17 protein-coding genes are annotated in these 16,265 nt (G+C 27.5%); 4 read left to right on the forward strand and 13 right to left on the reverse strand.

Annotated features, from left to right (window positions below; all coding sequences use genetic code 11):
- Positions 1 to 78: 78 nt before the first annotated feature.
- Together HW119_RS12055 and HW119_RS12060 are read right to left on the reverse strand one after the other, a co-directional pair.
- The gene (locus tag HW119_RS12055) at positions 79 to 1,503 is read right to left on the reverse strand and encodes a glycosyltransferase (protein WP_177764739.1); all 1,425 of its coding nucleotides are present in this window, start codon (positions 1,501 to 1,503) and stop codon (positions 79 to 81) included.
- A gap of 235 nt (positions 1,504 to 1,738) precedes the next feature.
- The gene (locus tag HW119_RS12060) at positions 1,739 to 3,319 is read right to left on the reverse strand and encodes a glycoside hydrolase family 10 protein (RefSeq protein WP_177764741.1); all 1,581 of its coding nucleotides are present in this window, start codon (positions 3,317 to 3,319) and stop codon (positions 1,739 to 1,741) included.
- A 797-nt stretch (positions 3,320 to 4,116) separates the two neighbouring features.
- On the opposite strand from HW119_RS12060, the gene HW119_RS12065 reads away from it, so the two are divergent.
- The gene (locus HW119_RS12065; RefSeq protein WP_177764743.1) at positions 4,117 to 5,313 is read left to right on the forward strand and encodes an NAD(P)-dependent oxidoreductase; all 1,197 of its coding nucleotides are present in this window, start codon (positions 4,117 to 4,119) and stop codon (positions 5,311 to 5,313) included.
- Between the two features lie 31 nt (positions 5,314 to 5,344).
- Here HW119_RS12065 and HW119_RS12070 read toward each other — a convergent pair whose 3' ends face one another.
- The 3 genes from HW119_RS12070 to HW119_RS12080 are packed head-to-tail and all read right to left on the reverse strand — an operon-like array spanning position 5,345 to position 7,125.
- A complete protein-coding gene (locus tag HW119_RS12070; RefSeq protein ID WP_177764746.1) occupies positions 5,345 to 5,743 on the reverse strand; it encodes a DUF1801 domain-containing protein in 399 nt (132 codons plus the stop codon).
- A gap of 18 nt (positions 5,744 to 5,761) precedes the next feature.
- On the reverse strand, positions 5,762 to 6,337 hold the full coding sequence (gene rsmD, locus HW119_RS12075; RefSeq protein WP_177764748.1) for a 16S rRNA (guanine(966)-N(2))-methyltransferase RsmD: 576 nt from the start codon (positions 6,335 to 6,337) through the stop codon (positions 5,762 to 5,764).
- A complete protein-coding gene (locus HW119_RS12080) occupies positions 6,334 to 7,125 on the reverse strand; it encodes a DUF3822 family protein (protein WP_177764750.1) in 792 nt (263 codons plus the stop codon). The genes rsmD and HW119_RS12080 overlap by 4 nt, the downstream gene beginning before the upstream one ends.
- Before the next feature lie 102 nt (positions 7,126 to 7,227).
- Between HW119_RS12080 and HW119_RS12085 the strand changes: the two genes are divergently transcribed.
- The 3 genes from HW119_RS12085 to HW119_RS12095 are packed head-to-tail and all read left to right on the forward strand — an operon-like array spanning position 7,228 to position 10,078.
- On the forward strand, positions 7,228 to 8,655 hold the full coding sequence (locus HW119_RS12085) for an ATP-dependent RecD-like DNA helicase (RefSeq protein ID WP_177764752.1): 1,428 nt from the start codon (positions 7,228 to 7,230) through the stop codon (positions 8,653 to 8,655).
- A gap of 58 nt (positions 8,656 to 8,713) precedes the next feature.
- Positions 8,714 to 9,448, forward strand: coding sequence for a 3-deoxy-manno-octulosonate cytidylyltransferase (gene kdsB, locus HW119_RS12090; RefSeq protein WP_177764754.1), 735 nt, complete (start codon positions 8,714 to 8,716; stop codon positions 9,446 to 9,448).
- A 36-nt stretch (positions 9,449 to 9,484) separates the two neighbouring features.
- Positions 9,485 to 10,078, forward strand: a complete 594-nt coding sequence (locus HW119_RS12095; RefSeq protein ID WP_177764756.1) for an LEA type 2 family protein — start codon at positions 9,485 to 9,487, stop codon at positions 10,076 to 10,078.
- 56 nt (positions 10,079 to 10,134) lie between these two features.
- Here HW119_RS12095 and HW119_RS12100 read toward each other — a convergent pair whose 3' ends face one another.
- The 8 genes from HW119_RS12100 to HW119_RS12135 form a co-directional block, all read right to left on the reverse strand.
- On the reverse strand, positions 10,135 to 10,671 hold the full coding sequence (locus HW119_RS12100; RefSeq protein WP_177764758.1) for a hypothetical protein: 537 nt from the start codon (positions 10,669 to 10,671) through the stop codon (positions 10,135 to 10,137).
- Positions 10,672 to 10,911: 240 nt separating this feature from the next.
- Entirely contained in the window at positions 10,912 to 12,108 is a 1,197-nt protein-coding gene (locus HW119_RS12105; RefSeq protein ID WP_177764759.1) for a hypothetical protein, read from the reverse strand.
- A 39-nt stretch (positions 12,109 to 12,147) separates the two neighbouring features.
- Positions 12,148 to 12,741, reverse strand: coding sequence for a hypothetical protein (locus tag HW119_RS12110; protein WP_177764761.1), 594 nt, complete (start codon positions 12,739 to 12,741; stop codon positions 12,148 to 12,150).
- 19 nt (positions 12,742 to 12,760) lie between these two features.
- On the reverse strand, positions 12,761 to 13,741 hold the full coding sequence (locus tag HW119_RS12115) for a hypothetical protein (RefSeq protein ID WP_218620358.1): 981 nt from the start codon (positions 13,739 to 13,741) through the stop codon (positions 12,761 to 12,763).
- An 11-nt stretch (positions 13,742 to 13,752) separates the two neighbouring features.
- On the reverse strand, positions 13,753 to 14,304 hold the full coding sequence (locus HW119_RS12120; RefSeq protein ID WP_177764765.1) for a GNAT family N-acetyltransferase: 552 nt from the start codon (positions 14,302 to 14,304) through the stop codon (positions 13,753 to 13,755).
- A gap of 15 nt (positions 14,305 to 14,319) precedes the next feature.
- Entirely contained in the window at positions 14,320 to 15,051 is a 732-nt protein-coding gene (locus HW119_RS12125; RefSeq protein ID WP_177764767.1) for a hypothetical protein, read from the reverse strand.
- An 18-nt stretch (positions 15,052 to 15,069) separates the two neighbouring features.
- A complete protein-coding gene (locus tag HW119_RS12130) occupies positions 15,070 to 15,732 on the reverse strand; it encodes a DUF4919 domain-containing protein (RefSeq protein WP_177764769.1) in 663 nt (220 codons plus the stop codon).
- Positions 15,733 to 15,775: 43 nt separating this feature from the next.
- Entirely contained in the window at positions 15,776 to 16,159 is a 384-nt protein-coding gene (locus tag HW119_RS12135) for a hypothetical protein (protein WP_177764771.1), read from the reverse strand.
- Between the last annotated feature and the right edge of the window lie 106 nt (positions 16,160 to 16,265).

Raw genomic sequence — 16,265 nt, forward strand, 5'->3', positions numbered from 1 at the left:
AATAAAAGCTGCTTAATTTAATAAACAGCTTTCAGAGTAAATAAAACAAATGCAGATTTCAACTCTTTTTCATAAGTTTTAATTTGTGATTTCGCGTGTTAACCAGCCTTTTTTACCAGCAGTAATTATTGCGTAAGGTGTTATCCAGAATAGGGTAAACGTGTAAAAAATACTATATGTATAGAACCATAAGGATTCTAAGAAGTTATATTTTTTTGAATATAGAACAACTTGAACAGTTGAGAAAATGAAGATTCCAAAAAAAGTTGAACTTAAGAACAAAATTGGATTTGAAATTATCAAATAAAACATCAATAAAGTAAACGGTATTGATAAAATCACTTTAATCCATTGATTAATAAGTAAAAAACGTGCATCAAATTTACGTTCTTCTCTAAAATTTGAAAATGCGAATTTTGTCATTTCAATGTTTTCTCTCACATTACTTCTTTCCCAACGAATAAACATTTTGTTTAATTGATTATAATTCTCAGGACTATTTGTGTAAACAAACGAATTGCTTTGGAAAAGTACATGTAATCCTTGTTTTAAGATCATATTAGTTAAGGCACGGTCTTCTCCAATATCAGAAGCTTTTCCCATAAATGTTTGATTAATCCAACTTTCTAAGCAGCTCAAAACAGCTGTTCTTTTATAGGCTGCTAATGCACCTGGTGTACAAAGTACAGAACCAGAAACACTTTGCGCAGATCGTATAAATTCAAAACTAAAAACAAATGTAACGTTTAGCATTTTAGGAATTAATCCTTGCTTTTTATTTAATACACGAACATTTCCACCAACAGCACCACAATTTTTATTTGTGACAAATGGAGAAACCAAATTTCTTAATGTATCTTGTTTAACAATCGAATCGCTATCAACTGTAACAAAAACATCACCTGTTCCGGTTGTGAAACCACGATACAAGGCATGTCGTTTTCCCATGTTTTTTGGTTGTTGTAAAATTTCGATTCGATCACCTAATTCTTTTTTTGCTTCAACCATCCATTTCCAAGTATCGTCTTTTGAGCCATCATCAATAGCCATAATCTGAAGTTTTTCTTTTGGATAATCGTTGGCAACTAAACTTCTTAAAGTCTCTAAAACTAATTTACCTTCGTTATAAGCAGGAACAATTACTGTGCAAGTTGGTAATTCAGTATCTGAAACAGATTCTATTGGTTTGTATTTTGAAAATTTATAGATGATGTAAAAAATAAATATGATTTGATAAATCAATAATGAATAGGATAAAACCAATAACAGTTGTCCCCAAATTGTTTTGGTTCTTGAAAGGTGTAATTCTTCAAAATCATGTTGTAGATAGTAAATCAAAAAAAGACTTACTAAAATAGTGAATGCTGTAACCGAAAAGATGAAATAATCTTTAGACCTAAAATTATTTTTATCTATTTTTCTAAATAAAGAAGCATTAAATTTATTTGACAAATCAATAGTTTCTGATTTAGAATTGCTTTTGTATGGAACATTTTCTAACATTTGAAATATATTTTGATAGGATTGACGATTTTTGTGATTTTATCTCAATTATCAATTTTCAAAAGTTGTTCCTGTGTGTAACTTGTTGTTTTTTAAATATTTATGTTTTTTAACAATTGTAGAATTGTGTTGCATTTGTCATCAATTCGAGTAAATGTACTCAAGATTTGAATAAAAAAATTCTTTATTTTTGGATGACTTAACGTTCAAAAATAAAGAGTTTCATTTTTTTTAATTAAATTGATTTAGCATCATATTCACTTTCGTTACCTAGACGGTCAATAGCGCGAATTGCAACAGTATTTAGTTTTTTTCCGTTTTTATAATTTTCTAAATTCGAAGTTACTTGATTGGATTTCAAGATTTCCATTTCCCATTGATCACCATATCTTTTAAATAAAACCCATTTATCAACGACTTTTGGATTTTTTATCGACCAATCAACAGCTACATTTTCATTGTTTTTATGAATACTCAACGTAGGTTTATAAATATATTCAGATTGTAACCAACCTGAAGCAGGAATTAACGCTTTTTCTTTATAAATATTTTCTTTTAAATTTTTCATTAAAGATGGATTTTGTGTTAATCCGGCCATGCTGTAATGAACTACACCAGCACTTTCTGATAAAATTTCTTTTGTCAAATTAATTTGATTTGAAATTTCAACTGTTCTGTCTTTGGAATTTACTTCAACAGTATTTAATCCCGGCCACAAATGTCGATTTTTTGTATTTTCACTTTTCCACCAATTTAATAATTTGGTAAAACTTTGTCTTTTTGAATCAATTGGCCAATACAATTGTGGTGTAAAATAATCAATCCAGCCGTTGTTTAACCAAAGTTTAGCATCAGCATAAAGCTCATCATATTGCGATAAACCAACGGTTCCTTCGGGATAACCAGGTTTCCAAATTCCAAACGGACTTATACCGAATTTGACATGTCTTTTTTCAGCTTTGATTTCTTTATAAATACGTTCTATAAAAATATTTACATTATGTCGTCTCCAGTCAGCTCTTTTTAGAATTCCACCTGAATTTACGTATTCGTTCCAAGTTTTATTATCAGGAAAATCGGCACCACCATTATATGAAGCATACGGATAAAAATAATCATCAAAATGAACACCATCAATATCGTAACGTTTGACAATGTCGTTAACCACATTAGAAACATGATCTTGAGTTTTCTTGCTCGATGGATCAAACCAATACATACCATTTTTTAAACGAACAATATCATCAGGCATTTTGTTTGGCATTGCTTCATTGGTAACTTTTCCACCATTTGAGTGATGCGCCCGATACGGGTTTAACCAAACATGTAATTCCATTCCTCTTTTATGAGATTCTTCAATCCAAAATTGCAAAGGGTCGTAAAAAGGAATTGGAGTTTTTCCAATTTCTCCAGTTAAAAAATAAGACCAAGGTTCAAGTTTACTTTGATATAAAGCATCTGCAGAAGGACGAACTTGTAAAATCACAGCATTGAAATTCATTTCTTCTAACATGTCAAGTAGTTTTACGGCTTCTGACTTTTGTTCTAAAACAGTTAAATTACGTTTAGAAGGCCAGTTGATGTTGGCAACAGTCGCAATCCAAACGCCTCTAAATTCACGATTTATTTCAGGTAATTGAACTTTATAATTAGAAAACTCTTCAATATTTAATTCTTTAGGATTACGAATGTAGTAATCGTTATCATAATTTTTCTCTGAATATAGTTTAACTTCGTTCTTCTGAACAGAACATGAAACTGTTGAAAGTACAACAATCCCTATTAAAGTTGTTATTTTTAATATATATGATTTCATTTTAAAAAATATCTTCAAAAATAGTAAGTTACATGCATTATATAAAATATTTTTAAAATTTGTTTTACTTTTTTCTAAACCTTGATTTGACAAAATTTTTTTTGGTTTAGAAATGCTTTTTTTAAGTTATTGTTATTGGGTAAAGTATTGATTACTAGTGATTAATTTATTTTTTTTAAAGTTTTTGTTTAATCTAATTTACCAGTTACTAATTATTAAAATGTTTAATATTCAAAAAAATATATTTGGTTTACTGTTCATCTTGTATTGAAACCATAAAAATTATAAAAGAGAAATAAATTTTGAATTAAATTGAAACAAAAAAACATTGAATTTCGTTCTTTATTACATTGAAAAAAGTTTAATTCAAGACCCAAACGGATAAAAAAAATACTCAAAAAATTATTTTTTTGAGTATTTTTTATTGACTAGATTTAAATTTCATAAAATGTGTTTTTAAAAACTTATATATATTAAGAAAGCAATAAACAATACAAATAGCATTGCAATTCCTTCATATCTGTTATTTTTAAAATTATCGCCCATTTTGTATATTTTTAATGTTAATAATTTGTAATTTACAAAAAAATAGCGATTGAATATTTATTTAAAATGTTAAAATTTTGATTAATTATTGTATTTTTTATTTTTTAAGAATTAAAAATATATTTGATAAAAAAATATCAAGTTGTTTAAGAAATAACTATTTTTAAAAAAGATTGTATTTCTTTTTTACGAATTGTATATTTGACGAGGCTATTTTTAATAATAGTATAATCTTAACTAAGAATCTTAATATGAAATTTGGAATAATTAAAGAAGGAAAAATTCCTGCTGATAAACGTGTTGTTTTCTCACCGAGCGCATTAAATAAATTCAAAACAGCATTCAGTGAAGCTGAGCTTTTGGTTGAATCATCAGATATAAGAGTTTTTTCAGATGAATCTTATAAAGAAGCTGGTTTTGACGTAGTTTCAGATGTTTCAGAATGTGATGTTTTGTTTGGTGTTAAAGAAGTTCCGATTGATCAATTAATTCCAAATAAAACATATTTTTTCTTTTCACATACCATAAAAAAGCAACCTTACAATAAAAAATTATTACAAGCTTGTATCGAAAAAAATATTACTTTAATAGATCACGAAACGTTGGTTGATGATAAAAATATTAGATTAATAGGTTTTGGAAGATATGCCGGAATCGTTGGTGCTTACAATACTTTTAGAGCTTTTGGAATTAAATACGAATTGTTTAATTTAGTAAAAGCTGAAAAATTAGCAAGTAAAAAAGAGTTAGTCGAAAGATTAAGAAAACCAGTAATGCCACCAATTAAAATTGTTTTAACAGGAACGGGCAAAGTTGGAATGGGAGCGAAGGAGTTACTTGATGATGCAGGTTTTAAAATGGTTAAAATTAATGAGTTTTTAAATAATGATTTTGACGAACCTGTTTATGTGCAATTAGATGTTCAGGATTATTATAGACGCATTGATGGTAAACCTTCTTCAAAAGATGATTTTATTCAAAATCCAAATGCTTATGAATCTGATTTTGAAAAATTTGCTAAAGTTGCTGAAATTGTTATTGCTGGTCATTTCTATAAGGACGGTTCTCCAAAAATAATTACAAAAGAAATGTTGAATAGTCCTTATAATGAAATAAAAGTTATTGGAGATGTTTCTTGTGATATTTTAGGACCAATAGATTCAACCTTGAGAAGTTCGACTATTGAAGATCCTTTTTACGGATATTATCCAAGAGAAAATAAAGAAGTGCCTTTAGATCATCCGGCTGCGATTACGATTATGGCTGTTGATAATTTACCATGTGAATTGCCTAAAGATGCAAGTGAAGGTTTTGGAGAAATGTTTTTAGAAAACGTAATTCCTGCTTTTTTTAATGGAGATAAAGATCAAATTTTAAAAAGAGGTACAATTTGCGAAAATGGAAAATTAACAGAACGTTTTTCTTATTTAGAAGATTATATCAAATAAAATTAAAGCTCGAAGAAAATTCGAGCTTTTGTTATTTTAATCTAATTAGATTGCCTTTTCGTTTTACTAAATTTTTATAATCGTATTGAATGCATGCTGATTTTTCTAACCAACTTTGAAGCTGATTTATATTTATCTCTTCAACAGCATTATAAAAAATCGAAGCATCTTTAAATTTAGTTCCATGTACATTTAATTCTGGTGCTTCAAAATCGATTCCACTCCAAAACATCAATCGGATACCTTTTTTTTGTTTGCTAAAACCTACAATCGGATTTTGCTCTAGAAACCAAACCGGATGACGATGCCAAATTTTATTTTCGGCTAATGGTAATTTATCACAGATGATTTCTGAAAGCAACGCACCAATTTTCTGATCATTTGCATCTAATGTTTGGATGTAGTTTTCAATTTCAGCATTTAATTTCATAAGGCAGCTATTCGTTTTTTAATCCTCATCCTCGTCGTCTTCATCCGTTTCTTCTAATTCGTATTCATAGAAAGAAAAAATCGAAGAACCGTATTTTCTGTTTGATGAAAAATGTTCTAAATGATCCATTTTTGTATGCGGAGAATGTTCAATAATCAATAAACCTTCCTCATCTAACAATTCATTGTCGAAGATTAATTTGACAATATTTTCAAATTGCTCTTGTTCCATATCATAAGGCGGATCAGCAAAAATGACATCGAATTTAGCTTTGCTACGTTCTAAAAATTTAAAAACGTCCGATTTGATTGCTGTAATATCCATATCAAATTCTTGAGCCGTTTTTTTGATAAAAGTTACACATCCTAAATCTCCATCTACTGAAGTAATTGACGATGATCCGCGAGAAGCAAATTCATAACTTATATTTCCTGTTCCAGCAAATAAATCTAATACGTTTAACTCGCTAAAATTAAATTGGTGATTTAAAATATTAAAAAGCGATTCTTTACTTAAATCGGTAGTTGGTCTTACAGGCAGTTTTTTCGGTGCTACAATGCGACGACCTTTATATTTTCCGGAAATGATTCTCATGAATGTAATAAAATAAAATGTTTTTGTAATTCGTTTGTTTCAGTATTAAAAGGAATAATCTTGACTTTTGCATCACTGATGTTTACATTTCGAATGTAATTATAGACTATTTCAAAATTAGAATCGTATTTTTCAATCGTTCCGAATAAATGAATTGCTGTTTTTTCTGGATTCAATTTTAATTGCTCATAAGAAAACAAAATATAATAAATAAGATCTTCTGGAGTATGAATTTCAAAACTATTAAATAAAAGTAAATTACCTTTTTGACTTACAATTAGTTCAAAATGATCTTTGTTTATATGAGCATGTACAACAATATTGTTTTCGTTTTTAGTTTCATTAAGCACATATTCTAAAAGAGTTGTATTAATGTGTTTGTAAGTAAATTCTCCAAATTGATCAATAAAAAAATTGTTGAAAATGACATACGGAACATAAACATTTTTCATTTTCTGAAGTTCTAAATCATCATGTGTGAAAAAATCAGTAGCAAAAACTTTGGTGTTGTATTGGAGATAACTTCCTAAATGTTGTTCATTAAAATAGACATCAGGAACGAAAGTATTTAAATTATTGTCATGCAAAACCAAAATATCATCATAAGTTACATGAAGCATTTCATTTTGATTGAAAATTGTTTCTAATTGATTTTCTATCGAAGCCAACGAATTGATTGGTAAACTTTTGAAAAATGTAATTTCATCAGTAATCTGATTCTTAACACAAAACGAGAAATTTTGTAAAGAAACCTGAATAATTAATTTATTGAATTTAGTGTCTGACATATTTTATATACGATTCAATTCAAAGCAAATTTACAATTATTTATCGATAATTTCTTAAATCATGTAAATACATCTTATCTTTGTTTATACTTATAGATTTATATGACAAGCTCCGAATTTTATCGAATTTTAAAACAACAATTTCCGTTTGAAACGACCTTAAAGCAAGATATTTTTTTAGATAAAATTGCCGATTTTGTTACGAATGACAAACAAGATGAGCTTTTTATTTTAAAAGGTTATGCCGGAACGGGTAAAACGACGTTGTTGTCTAATTTGGTGAATCAATTAAAACACGTAAACAAAAAATACGTAATGTTGGCTCCAACAGGTCGTGCTGCGAAGGTGATTTCTAACTATTCGAATCAACCTGCGTTTACGATTCACAAGCGTATTTATTATCCTAAAAAAAATAAAACTACCGGAGTTGGTTTTACCATGCAAGCCAATAAATTTAAGAATACGATTTTTATTGTCGATGAATCGTCAATGATTTCAGATATGGCTAACGAAACCAACATGTACACGCACGGTTCGTTACTTGACGATTTGATGTATTATGTGTATTCTGGCGTAAATTGTAAAATGATTTTGGTTGGTGATACGGCACAGCTTCCGCCAGTTCACATGGAAGTTAGTCCGGCTTTAGATATTGATAAAATGAGTTTGAATTTTAATATGCATGTTTCGCATATTGAGTTGGACGAAGTGATGCGTCAAGAATTAGATTCGGGTATTTTGTATAATGCAACCCATTTACGAGAGCTTTTAGATTCGCATTTTTTTGATACGTTTCAGTTTAATATCAAACCTTTCAAAGATATAATTCGACTTGAAGATGGCTATGAAATTTTAGATGCCATTCATGATGCTTATAATAAAAACGGAACCGAAGAAACGGCTTTTATTGTTCGTTCAAACAAAAGAGCGAATCAATACAACCAGCAAATTCGTGCAAAAATATTAGATAACGAAAGTGAAATTTCTCCAGGAGATTTCGTAATGGTAGTTAAAAATAATTATTTTTGGTTGAAGGACCAACAAGCAACTACCGATTTTATAGCAAACGGTGATATTTTGGAAATTCAACAGATTTATAAGATTATTGAATTGTATGGTTTTCGATTTGCATCAGTAAAAGTTCGAATGATTGATTATCCTGATTTAAATCCTTTTGATACGATTGTGTTTTTAGATACTTTAAATTCAGAATCAGCATCTTTATCATATGATGAAACCAATCGATTATATCAAGAAGTTTTGTTGGATTATGAAGATGAAATTTCGCAATATCGAAAGTTAAGTAAAGTAAAAGAAAACGAGTATTTTAATGCGTTACAGATTAAATTTGCTTATGCCGTAACGTGTCATAAATCGCAAGGTGGACAATGGAATACGATTTTTATTGAACAACCTTATTTACCTGACGGGATTTCAAAAGAATATATTCGTTGGTTATATACAGCGATGACTCGTGCTAAAGAAAAATTATATTTGATTGGATTTAAAGATGATTTTTTTGAAAATTAATTTAATCAAAAGGTGTTTAATTTTCAATTACTAACAACAAAATATAGAAATTATAAAAATGAAAATAATAGCTGTAATTCCTGCGCGTTACGCATCGACACGTTTTCCTGCCAAACTTATGCAAGATTTAGGTGGTAAAACGGTTATTTTAAGAACTTACGAAGCTGCCAAAAACATCCAACTTTTTGATGATGTTTTTGTAGTAACTGATTCTGAAATTATTTTTAAAGAAATAGAATCGCACGGTGGTAAAGTAATTATGAGCATTAAAGAACACGAAAGCGGAAGCGATAGAATTGCTGAAGCTGTCGAAAATATGGATATTGATGTGATTGTTAATGTTCAAGGCGATGAACCTTTTATCAATAAAGAAGCTTTACAAAGTTTGGTTGAGGCTTTCAAAAACGATGTGGAGTCTAAAATTGATTTAGGTTCTGTGATGTTTGAAATTAAAGATAAAGAAGAAATTGAAAATCCCAATAACGTTAAAGTTGTTGTTGATCAAAATAATTTTGCCTTGTATTTTTCACGCTCTGTAATTCCTTTTCCTCGTGAAGAAAATGTTGGCGTTCGTTACATGAAACACATCGGAATTTATGCTTTTAGAAAATCGGCTTTAATGGATTTCTATAAATTACCGATGAAAAGTTTAGAAGCATCAGAAAAATTAGAACAATTACGTTATATAGAATATGGTAAACGTATTAAAATGATTGAAACGGACAAAGGTTCAATCGGAATTGATACACCAGAAGATTTAGAAAAAGCTAAAAAAATGCTAACATCGATGTAGAATTTAAGTACTCGTCGTACATTTGAAATAAAAAAAATGAAAAAAATATTAAGTTTAGTTCTTGTTACAACTTCTTTGATTTTAACAAGTTGTGGGATTAATGATACCAAAAGCGAAATTGAAAATCTTGCGAAATGTAAGTTTGAAATCAAGTCGATAAAAGAAATGAATATTGCCGGAACTCCTTTAGATAAAATAGTTAAAAACGGAAATTTAGATTTGGGACGTTTGCCAAATATTGCAATTGCGGCTTTACAAAAAAACATTCCACTTGATGCTGTTGTAAATTTAGAAATCCAAAATCCGACAGATAAAAAAGCTTCGATTGACGAATTTGATTATATTATTTTATTCGAAAATCATGAACTTGCAAAAGGAGTTGTAGATCAACAAATTTCAGTTGCGGCAAAAGAAACTTCAATTATTCCGATTAAAATCGAAGGTGAAATTTACAACATGATTTTTGGAAATGATAAAGCACTTTTGAATTTTTTATTAGGTGATAATTCAGCTAAAGCTAATTTTACAATTAAAGTAAAACCTACATTTACCATAGCGGGTCAAAAAATTAAATATCCCGGATACATCAGTATCGACAAGCAATTGAGTAGAGAGATTTTATTTAGATAAACCAAAAGCCTTTTCAAATAAACGAAAAGGCTTTTTTAAAGTGTTTTTTAGTGGTTTTATCTTAAATTATATTTATGAAGTAGTAAGTTAGTTAATGAATTTTCAGTGTTAGATTTTCTGTTTTTGAAATGTTTCCAATAAGATTTACCGTTAATCATTTTGAAACTATATTCTTCAATATCGCGATTATTTTCTCCATCTTGAATATAAATTGAAAATTCAGGTATTTCATTTTCAAACAAACCATCTTTTTTTAACTCTTTTAAACATTCGATTAAAAGTAAATCTAATTCTTCTTTAGTCAATGAATTCAACTTGAAAACAATTTCTTGTTCTAGTGGGGCGTGTTCATTAGATGAAAGATTCATTTCAGTTGCCGACCAAAGTTCTGGATAGTAAACTGACTTTTTTTCAAATTTATCTTTTAAATTTTTTAATGTTCCAGATACAGGAAGATAAATGGTACTAAAATTGTTTACTCTGTTTAATATAAAAGTGTATAATCGATAATAACCACTTTGTTTTTTAATTTCAAAAAAGTTATCCCTGATTTTTTCTTTCATACTTTCTTTTAAGGCTAATGTAGTTTCCATGGGCAATTTTTTTTAAAAACATTATCTATATTTAATTCTTTTGTAAAATAAATATACAGTAATTTTTGTGTTAAAAAAAATAAATATATATTAAATTTTAGTTTTTTTTAATTAATTAAAGTATTTTATTATGAATATTTTTCTATGACTAGTTTAGATAATAGATGATTTTTAAGTAAATGCAAACATTTTGACTTATCAATATTATTTATATTTTAAACTTCAAAACAATTTAGTTTTTTACCTAATAATTTCAAGACCAAATTGATTTTTGAATTTTTCAGGAACAATAAAATTCATGTTTTTAAGATTCATAAAAACAGTTAACTTATTTCCATTGATGTCTGTAAATATCAATTCATTTTGATCATATTTATCGACAGTTCCTTTAAAATTTAAAAAGGGGATTTCTTTTTCGTTTTTGTAATAAGTTAAAGTTGAATAATCAACATTTTCTCGAATATTCCAAAATGGTTTCATGACTTGACCAAGCATTGGAATTGGATAAAAATTTGCATTATCGATTTCTACTTCATCATTTGGGTATTTATCAGTAAGATATTTTTCAACAGAATCTCTTTCGTTTTCAACACTTTTTATTGTTTTTAGTAATTTTAAATCCGAATCAAAAATGAATAAATTATCATTAATATTGAATGAAACAATATCAAAATCTTCTTCATAATAAAAATGCCAAGGTAAAAGGTCTGTTGTTTTATTTTCTTGAATTTTAATAATTTCTGTTTCTTTCGTTTTTACTTCACCATCTTTTTGTTTTGGTGTTTTTCTATAGTTATAAAAATGAAAATTCAATTCGAATGAATCCAACCAATCTGCAGTTATTTTTACTTTATTAATCTGTGTTAATGTTTTTTTGTTTTCTAAAACATACAAATAAAAAACATCCTTTGGTTCAGGTTCAGCTTTTAGAATTTTATTGAAGTTCGAATTGCTTTGAGTTGTTTTTTTCTTTTTAACGACTTCTTTTTCTTTAACGACAATATATAAAAAACGATGATTTATCATTTTTAAATCATCAAGGTTTTCTTTTTTGATAAAGGGAGGTAATTTTAATTTTGTTCCAGATTTATTTCCAAAAAAATAATTTTCTTTTCCGACTTTTGCTATCGAAAAATATTCATCTTCACAGTAAAAAACATTAGGTTTTAATTCGTCGAAAACTTGTCTTTCACCTGTTTCTAAATTTATTAAAACGTCTTTTTTATTAGCATCTTTGAAAAATGCTTGACCTTTTATATAGTTATAATCATTATATTTTATAAAGTTACCTTCGATTGTTTCTTTTCCATCTTCTGAAGTTAAGCCATAGTTTTCGTTGTATTTGTACGGAAAATATTTTTGTTGTGCTATTGTTAAGATGGGTAATAACAAAGCGGTAATAAATAAAAATTTAAATTTTATAAGTGGTGGTTTCATAATATTCTTTTTGTTTAATTTTCTTTTAAATAATCATGACTATTTTGAATTAAATATCTGTTTTTTTTCTTTGTAATATAAAGTACTACATTTTTCGCTAAAATTGAAATATGTATCTTCTCCAAAGTCTTCTAAATTAATAATTCCGAATTTCATTTTGGTTTTGATTGTTGGTAATTTTATCAATTCACCATTTTCGTCATTCGCTAGATGGTCATACACGTTCCAATTGCCAATATAATCATTGGTTAATAAATTAACGCTAGATTCACCTGAACCATCATTTGCTGCATTTCCAAATTCATAACGACTCATGCCAATTAATTGTATTTTTTTGGTTTTCTTATTGTATCTGAACTGATTTTTATATCCAGCTCGCATCCAATCATTAAAAAAAGTAAAACCATTTTTACTATCGATTATTCCTGACATTTCATTTAAAATTTCGATTGGTTTGCTTTTTATTTCTTTGAAGTTTTGTGATGAAAGCATGCAAATTATTCTAGATTCATTTGTATTAACGTAAACAGAATCAATAATTCCGTCAAAATCTAAATCTTTGGTAAATTTTTCTTGGCCTAATACAGAGAAATGAATTAAAAATAGCATTGCAAAATGTATCATCTTTTTCATAATTAGGATTTTAAACGGTTTATTTAGTAAAATACAATTGGTAATTTCCGTTCGAATTTAAAATATAAACAGATTCTCCACTAACGCCAAATGTTCCATTCCAACTGATATAATCAAAATACAAATTAAGTATTTGCCCATCTTTTTTTAGAATATTAAATTTTTTATTCTTTTCAAAAACGCCAATTACATTTGATTGATAAACGTCATACTTACATTCGTAATCGCTTGAAGTAATTAATTTTAATTTTTGATTTTCGTATAAATAGTAATCCCATTTATTGTTTTCAAATACCATGATGTAATTTCCGATAAACGCTGCATTTTTATATTTGATTTCAGTTAGGTAAGTTCCATTTGCATGAGCAATACCAAATTTATTATCTTTTTTTAAAATCAAAAGATTGTCATTATTTTCATACATCAAAAATTGTTGTTGACTTATAGAATCAAATTCCATTTTAAAAACATTTTCTTCTTTACTGTTTTTAATTTTATTAAATGAAAATTTTCCGTTATTTAAAGTTTTTATATAATAATCTGGACTTGCAGGTTCCGCACAATAGATGTAACCTTTTTCTTGGCGACCTAATTTTAAATCATAAATAAATTTGTCGTTATTAAAAAGAACATATTTTTCATACGAACTAAAAAATGGAGCTGTTTCACTTTTTGAATCGTAAACAATTTTCCCTTTTTTATCGATTAATTTCCAATGCTTTTTTTGTTTAACAATAGCTGTTTTTCCTACAAATGGATAAGCCATTTCAAAGCCTTCTGAAATAATTTTTTTGTTGGTTTTACTATCAAAATAATAAAACAAATTTTTAGAATTAGATTTTTCACTTTTTACGTACGTTTCTGAATCGGTAAGTAAAACGGTTTCACTTAAAATGCTAAAATTGATTCTATCTTCAAAAGGCTTTATGTAATTTTGAGCCAATGCTATATTATTCATAAATAATAGAAAAAAAATAATTTTTAAATAGTTGGTTTTCATAAGCTTTTGATTTACAAATTCATAAACATAGTAAGATTATCAGAATAAATACCATCTCTTTTAAAAAAGTTTTTGATAATTCCACTTTCAACAAACCCCATCTTGCGATATAAACCTAAGCCTAAAGAATTTTCTGTATAAACTTGCAACCAAATAAGTTCTAGAATTGAATTTAGTTTTGCCCAATTAATAATTTCGTTAAGTAGGGCAGTTCCAAGTCCTAAATTTTGCCATTCATTAAGCATTCCCATACCAATTACTGCGGTATGTTCCATCATTTTTCTTTGACTTCCGGTCAAATCAATATTACCGATAATTTCCCCATCAAGTTCAGCAATGAGTAGAATGGAATTAGTTGCGTTTAAGAAAGATTGAATCCAATTGCGTTCTTGTTCAATGGTCAATTTAATTTCTTGTTTAAATTTTGGGATATATTTGCTGTCAGAAATGTATTTTTTGATGCAGTTAAGAAGTTCTTCTGCATCATTAATTTGAGCTTCTCTGATGATAATTTTTTTATTGTTTTTCAGAGTTATGATTTTACTTTCGAATTCATTCTTCATTGTTATAAAATTGATTTACCAATTGCTATCCAAACCATTAAAAGCAATTGCGATTACATTTTCTGGAGCATCTTTTTCAAAACGATATGTTTCATTTTTTAATTTATATGTTTTGCTTTTAGATTCCATTTCTTCGGTCATCGTATTGGTGATTTCTTCTGTTAATTCAGCTTTCTCTAAATTGTAATATAAGTTTTGCCAACTTCCGGCGCCTATATTGTAAGTTTCGATATAAACAAAAATAAAATCGTTATCGATAAATTTATAATGACTAAATATATTTCCTACAGGTTCACCAGAACCGTATAGATTAATTTTAAGAATACCGTTTTCAATTTCTAAACTTTCGTCAATATAAGATTTAAAATCATTTTCTAAATATTCGGCAGGTATGGCAACAGTTGATACTTTATCTAATGAAAAAGTTTTATCATTGTTTTGAAGTAAGATTAAAACAGGTCGTTCTGTGGTTTTATCATTTTTATTTGCTAAAACAATTGCTTTATCTATTAAACCATCGTTATTTAAATCGCCAGAAGCTTCATATTGAATTACATAAAAACTTGAATTTGGTATAAAATCTGCTACTTTTTTTCCGGTTTTAGGAAAGACAATTTCAGTTTCCTGAATCGTTTCGGAAGTTTCAGTTACCAATGGATTATTTTCTACAACAATTGTTTCTTTTTTTTGTTTATCACACGAAATGAAATTCAAAAGAAGAAAACTAAATAATATTGAATTTTTCATAGAATGATATAGATAAAATTATTCAACGTCTTTCAGAATAAAATAGGCCATCACTACAGTTGTATCAAAATAAATTTTTTGTTTTTCACCATTCATTTTGACTTTAACTTTATTGCAAACAATGCCTTCTTTTGTAAATTCTATATCTTTACTTATGATATCAGCTTTTAAAAAAGCTAACACAGCAAATATTTCAGAACCTTGAACGACATAATATCCCGTTTTGCAAGTTTTTCCGTCACCACTTTTGAGAATTGAATCTTTAAGACCAGTTGCAATATTTTTATGTTTAAAAGCTTCGTTTTCCATTTTATTCTCAAGGTAAAAACGACCTAAAATAGAGTGAATAGAAATTTCGGTATAATCAACTTCTAAAATCTGATTGCATTGTTCTATGATTTTATCAATATTTTTTGGTTCATCATTTAATAAATCGGTGAGTTTATCAAACATCGGATTTTTCAAATCTTGGTTCATAAATTCAAGACTAAGTGAATATGCAATTCTAAAATCTGAATAATCTATATTTGTTTGACCTGTCTTTAATTCAGAAACATAATTGGTATATGAATCTTTTGTTGTAATTAATTCTCCAGAATTGTGTTTTTGTGCTTTTACAACGCTACAAATCGATAATAAGCAAATACTAAAAAAAAATTGTAAAACTGTTTTTTTTAACATGACAATTATTTTTAAATGGTTTGTAGCTAAAAATTAAATTATTTTAATTCAATTTATAAATATCTTCATAAAGCATATATTCTTTCCGACCAAGAGTATAGATAACATTTCCGTTTTCGTCCATTATTATTGCAATATCATCAGTTGTCGCATTCGGAAAATGAATTTGATAACCTCTACCATCAGCAAGTTTAATTCCATAAGTTTTTATGCCATTACTTGTTTTAATCGAATTTTGACTGTAATTGTACTCTCTGAAATTACCTAGCGTATCTTTCACTGAAAACGAATCAAGTTCGAAATTAATATCTACTTGATTACCATTAGGGTTTGTTGCTTTCCATTGACCTTGATAAGTGTCGGAACCGCTACAAGAAATAAGTGTTATAAATACTAATAAGAGTAATAAAAATTTGTTTGATTTCATATTAAAATTTTAATTTATAAACGAATTGAATACGTGAAATAAGTTAATTTGTTGAGATTGTATTACTAATTTATAAAAAATATGTTTAATTATGATAGGAATAAAT

It is taken from the genome of Flavobacterium sp. I3-2 (assembly GCF_013389595.1).
In the GTDB taxonomy this organism is placed as follows: domain Bacteria; phylum Bacteroidota; class Bacteroidia; order Flavobacteriales; family Flavobacteriaceae; genus Flavobacterium.

Excerpts from the sequence above, each read along its gene's own strand:
- HW119_RS12135 (WP_177764771.1), bottom strand. The coding sequence starts at position 16,159 with ATGAAATCAAACAAATTTTTATTACTCTTATTAGTATTTATAACACTT.
- HW119_RS12095 (WP_177764756.1), top strand. The coding sequence starts at position 9,485 with ATGAAAAAAATATTAAGTTTAGTTCTTGTTACAACTTCTTTGATTTTA.
- HW119_RS12125 (WP_177764767.1), bottom strand. The coding sequence starts at position 15,051 with ATGAAAAATTCAATATTATTTAGTTTTCTTCTTTTGAATTTCATTTCG.
- HW119_RS12060 (WP_177764741.1), bottom strand. The coding sequence starts at position 3,319 with ATGAAATCATATATATTAAAAATAACAACTTTAATAGGGATTGTTGTA.
- HW119_RS12065 (WP_177764743.1), top strand. The coding sequence starts at position 4,117 with ATGAAATTTGGAATAATTAAAGAAGGAAAAATTCCTGCTGATAAACGT.
- HW119_RS12115 (WP_218620358.1), bottom strand. The coding sequence starts at position 13,741 with ATGAAAACCAACTATTTAAAAATTATTTTTTTTCTATTATTTATGAAT.
- kdsB (WP_177764754.1), top strand. The coding sequence starts at position 8,714 with ATGAAAATAATAGCTGTAATTCCTGCGCGTTACGCATCGACACGTTTT.
- HW119_RS12130 (WP_177764769.1), bottom strand. The coding sequence starts at position 15,732 with ATGTTAAAAAAAACAGTTTTACAATTTTTTTTTAGTATTTGCTTATTA.
- rsmD (WP_177764748.1), bottom strand. The coding sequence starts at position 6,337 with ATGAGAATCATTTCCGGAAAATATAAAGGTCGTCGCATTGTAGCACCG.
- HW119_RS12105 (WP_177764759.1), bottom strand. The coding sequence starts at position 12,108 with ATGAAACCACCACTTATAAAATTTAAATTTTTATTTATTACCGCTTTG.
- HW119_RS12055 (WP_177764739.1), bottom strand. The coding sequence starts at position 1,503 with ATGTTAGAAAATGTTCCATACAAAAGCAATTCTAAATCAGAAACTATT.
- HW119_RS12070 (WP_177764746.1), bottom strand. The coding sequence starts at position 5,743 with ATGAAATTAAATGCTGAAATTGAAAACTACATCCAAACATTAGATGCA.
- HW119_RS12110 (WP_177764761.1), bottom strand. The coding sequence starts at position 12,741 with ATGAAAAAGATGATACATTTTGCAATGCTATTTTTAATTCATTTCTCT.
- HW119_RS12080 (WP_177764750.1), bottom strand. The coding sequence starts at position 7,125 with ATGTCAGACACTAAATTCAATAAATTAATTATTCAGGTTTCTTTACAA.
- HW119_RS12085 (WP_177764752.1), top strand. The coding sequence starts at position 7,228 with ATGACAAGCTCCGAATTTTATCGAATTTTAAAACAACAATTTCCGTTT.
- HW119_RS12100 (WP_177764758.1), bottom strand. The coding sequence starts at position 10,671 with ATGGAAACTACATTAGCCTTAAAAGAAAGTATGAAAGAAAAAATCAGG.
- HW119_RS12120 (WP_177764765.1), bottom strand. The coding sequence starts at position 14,304 with ATGAAGAATGAATTCGAAAGTAAAATCATAACTCTGAAAAACAATAAA.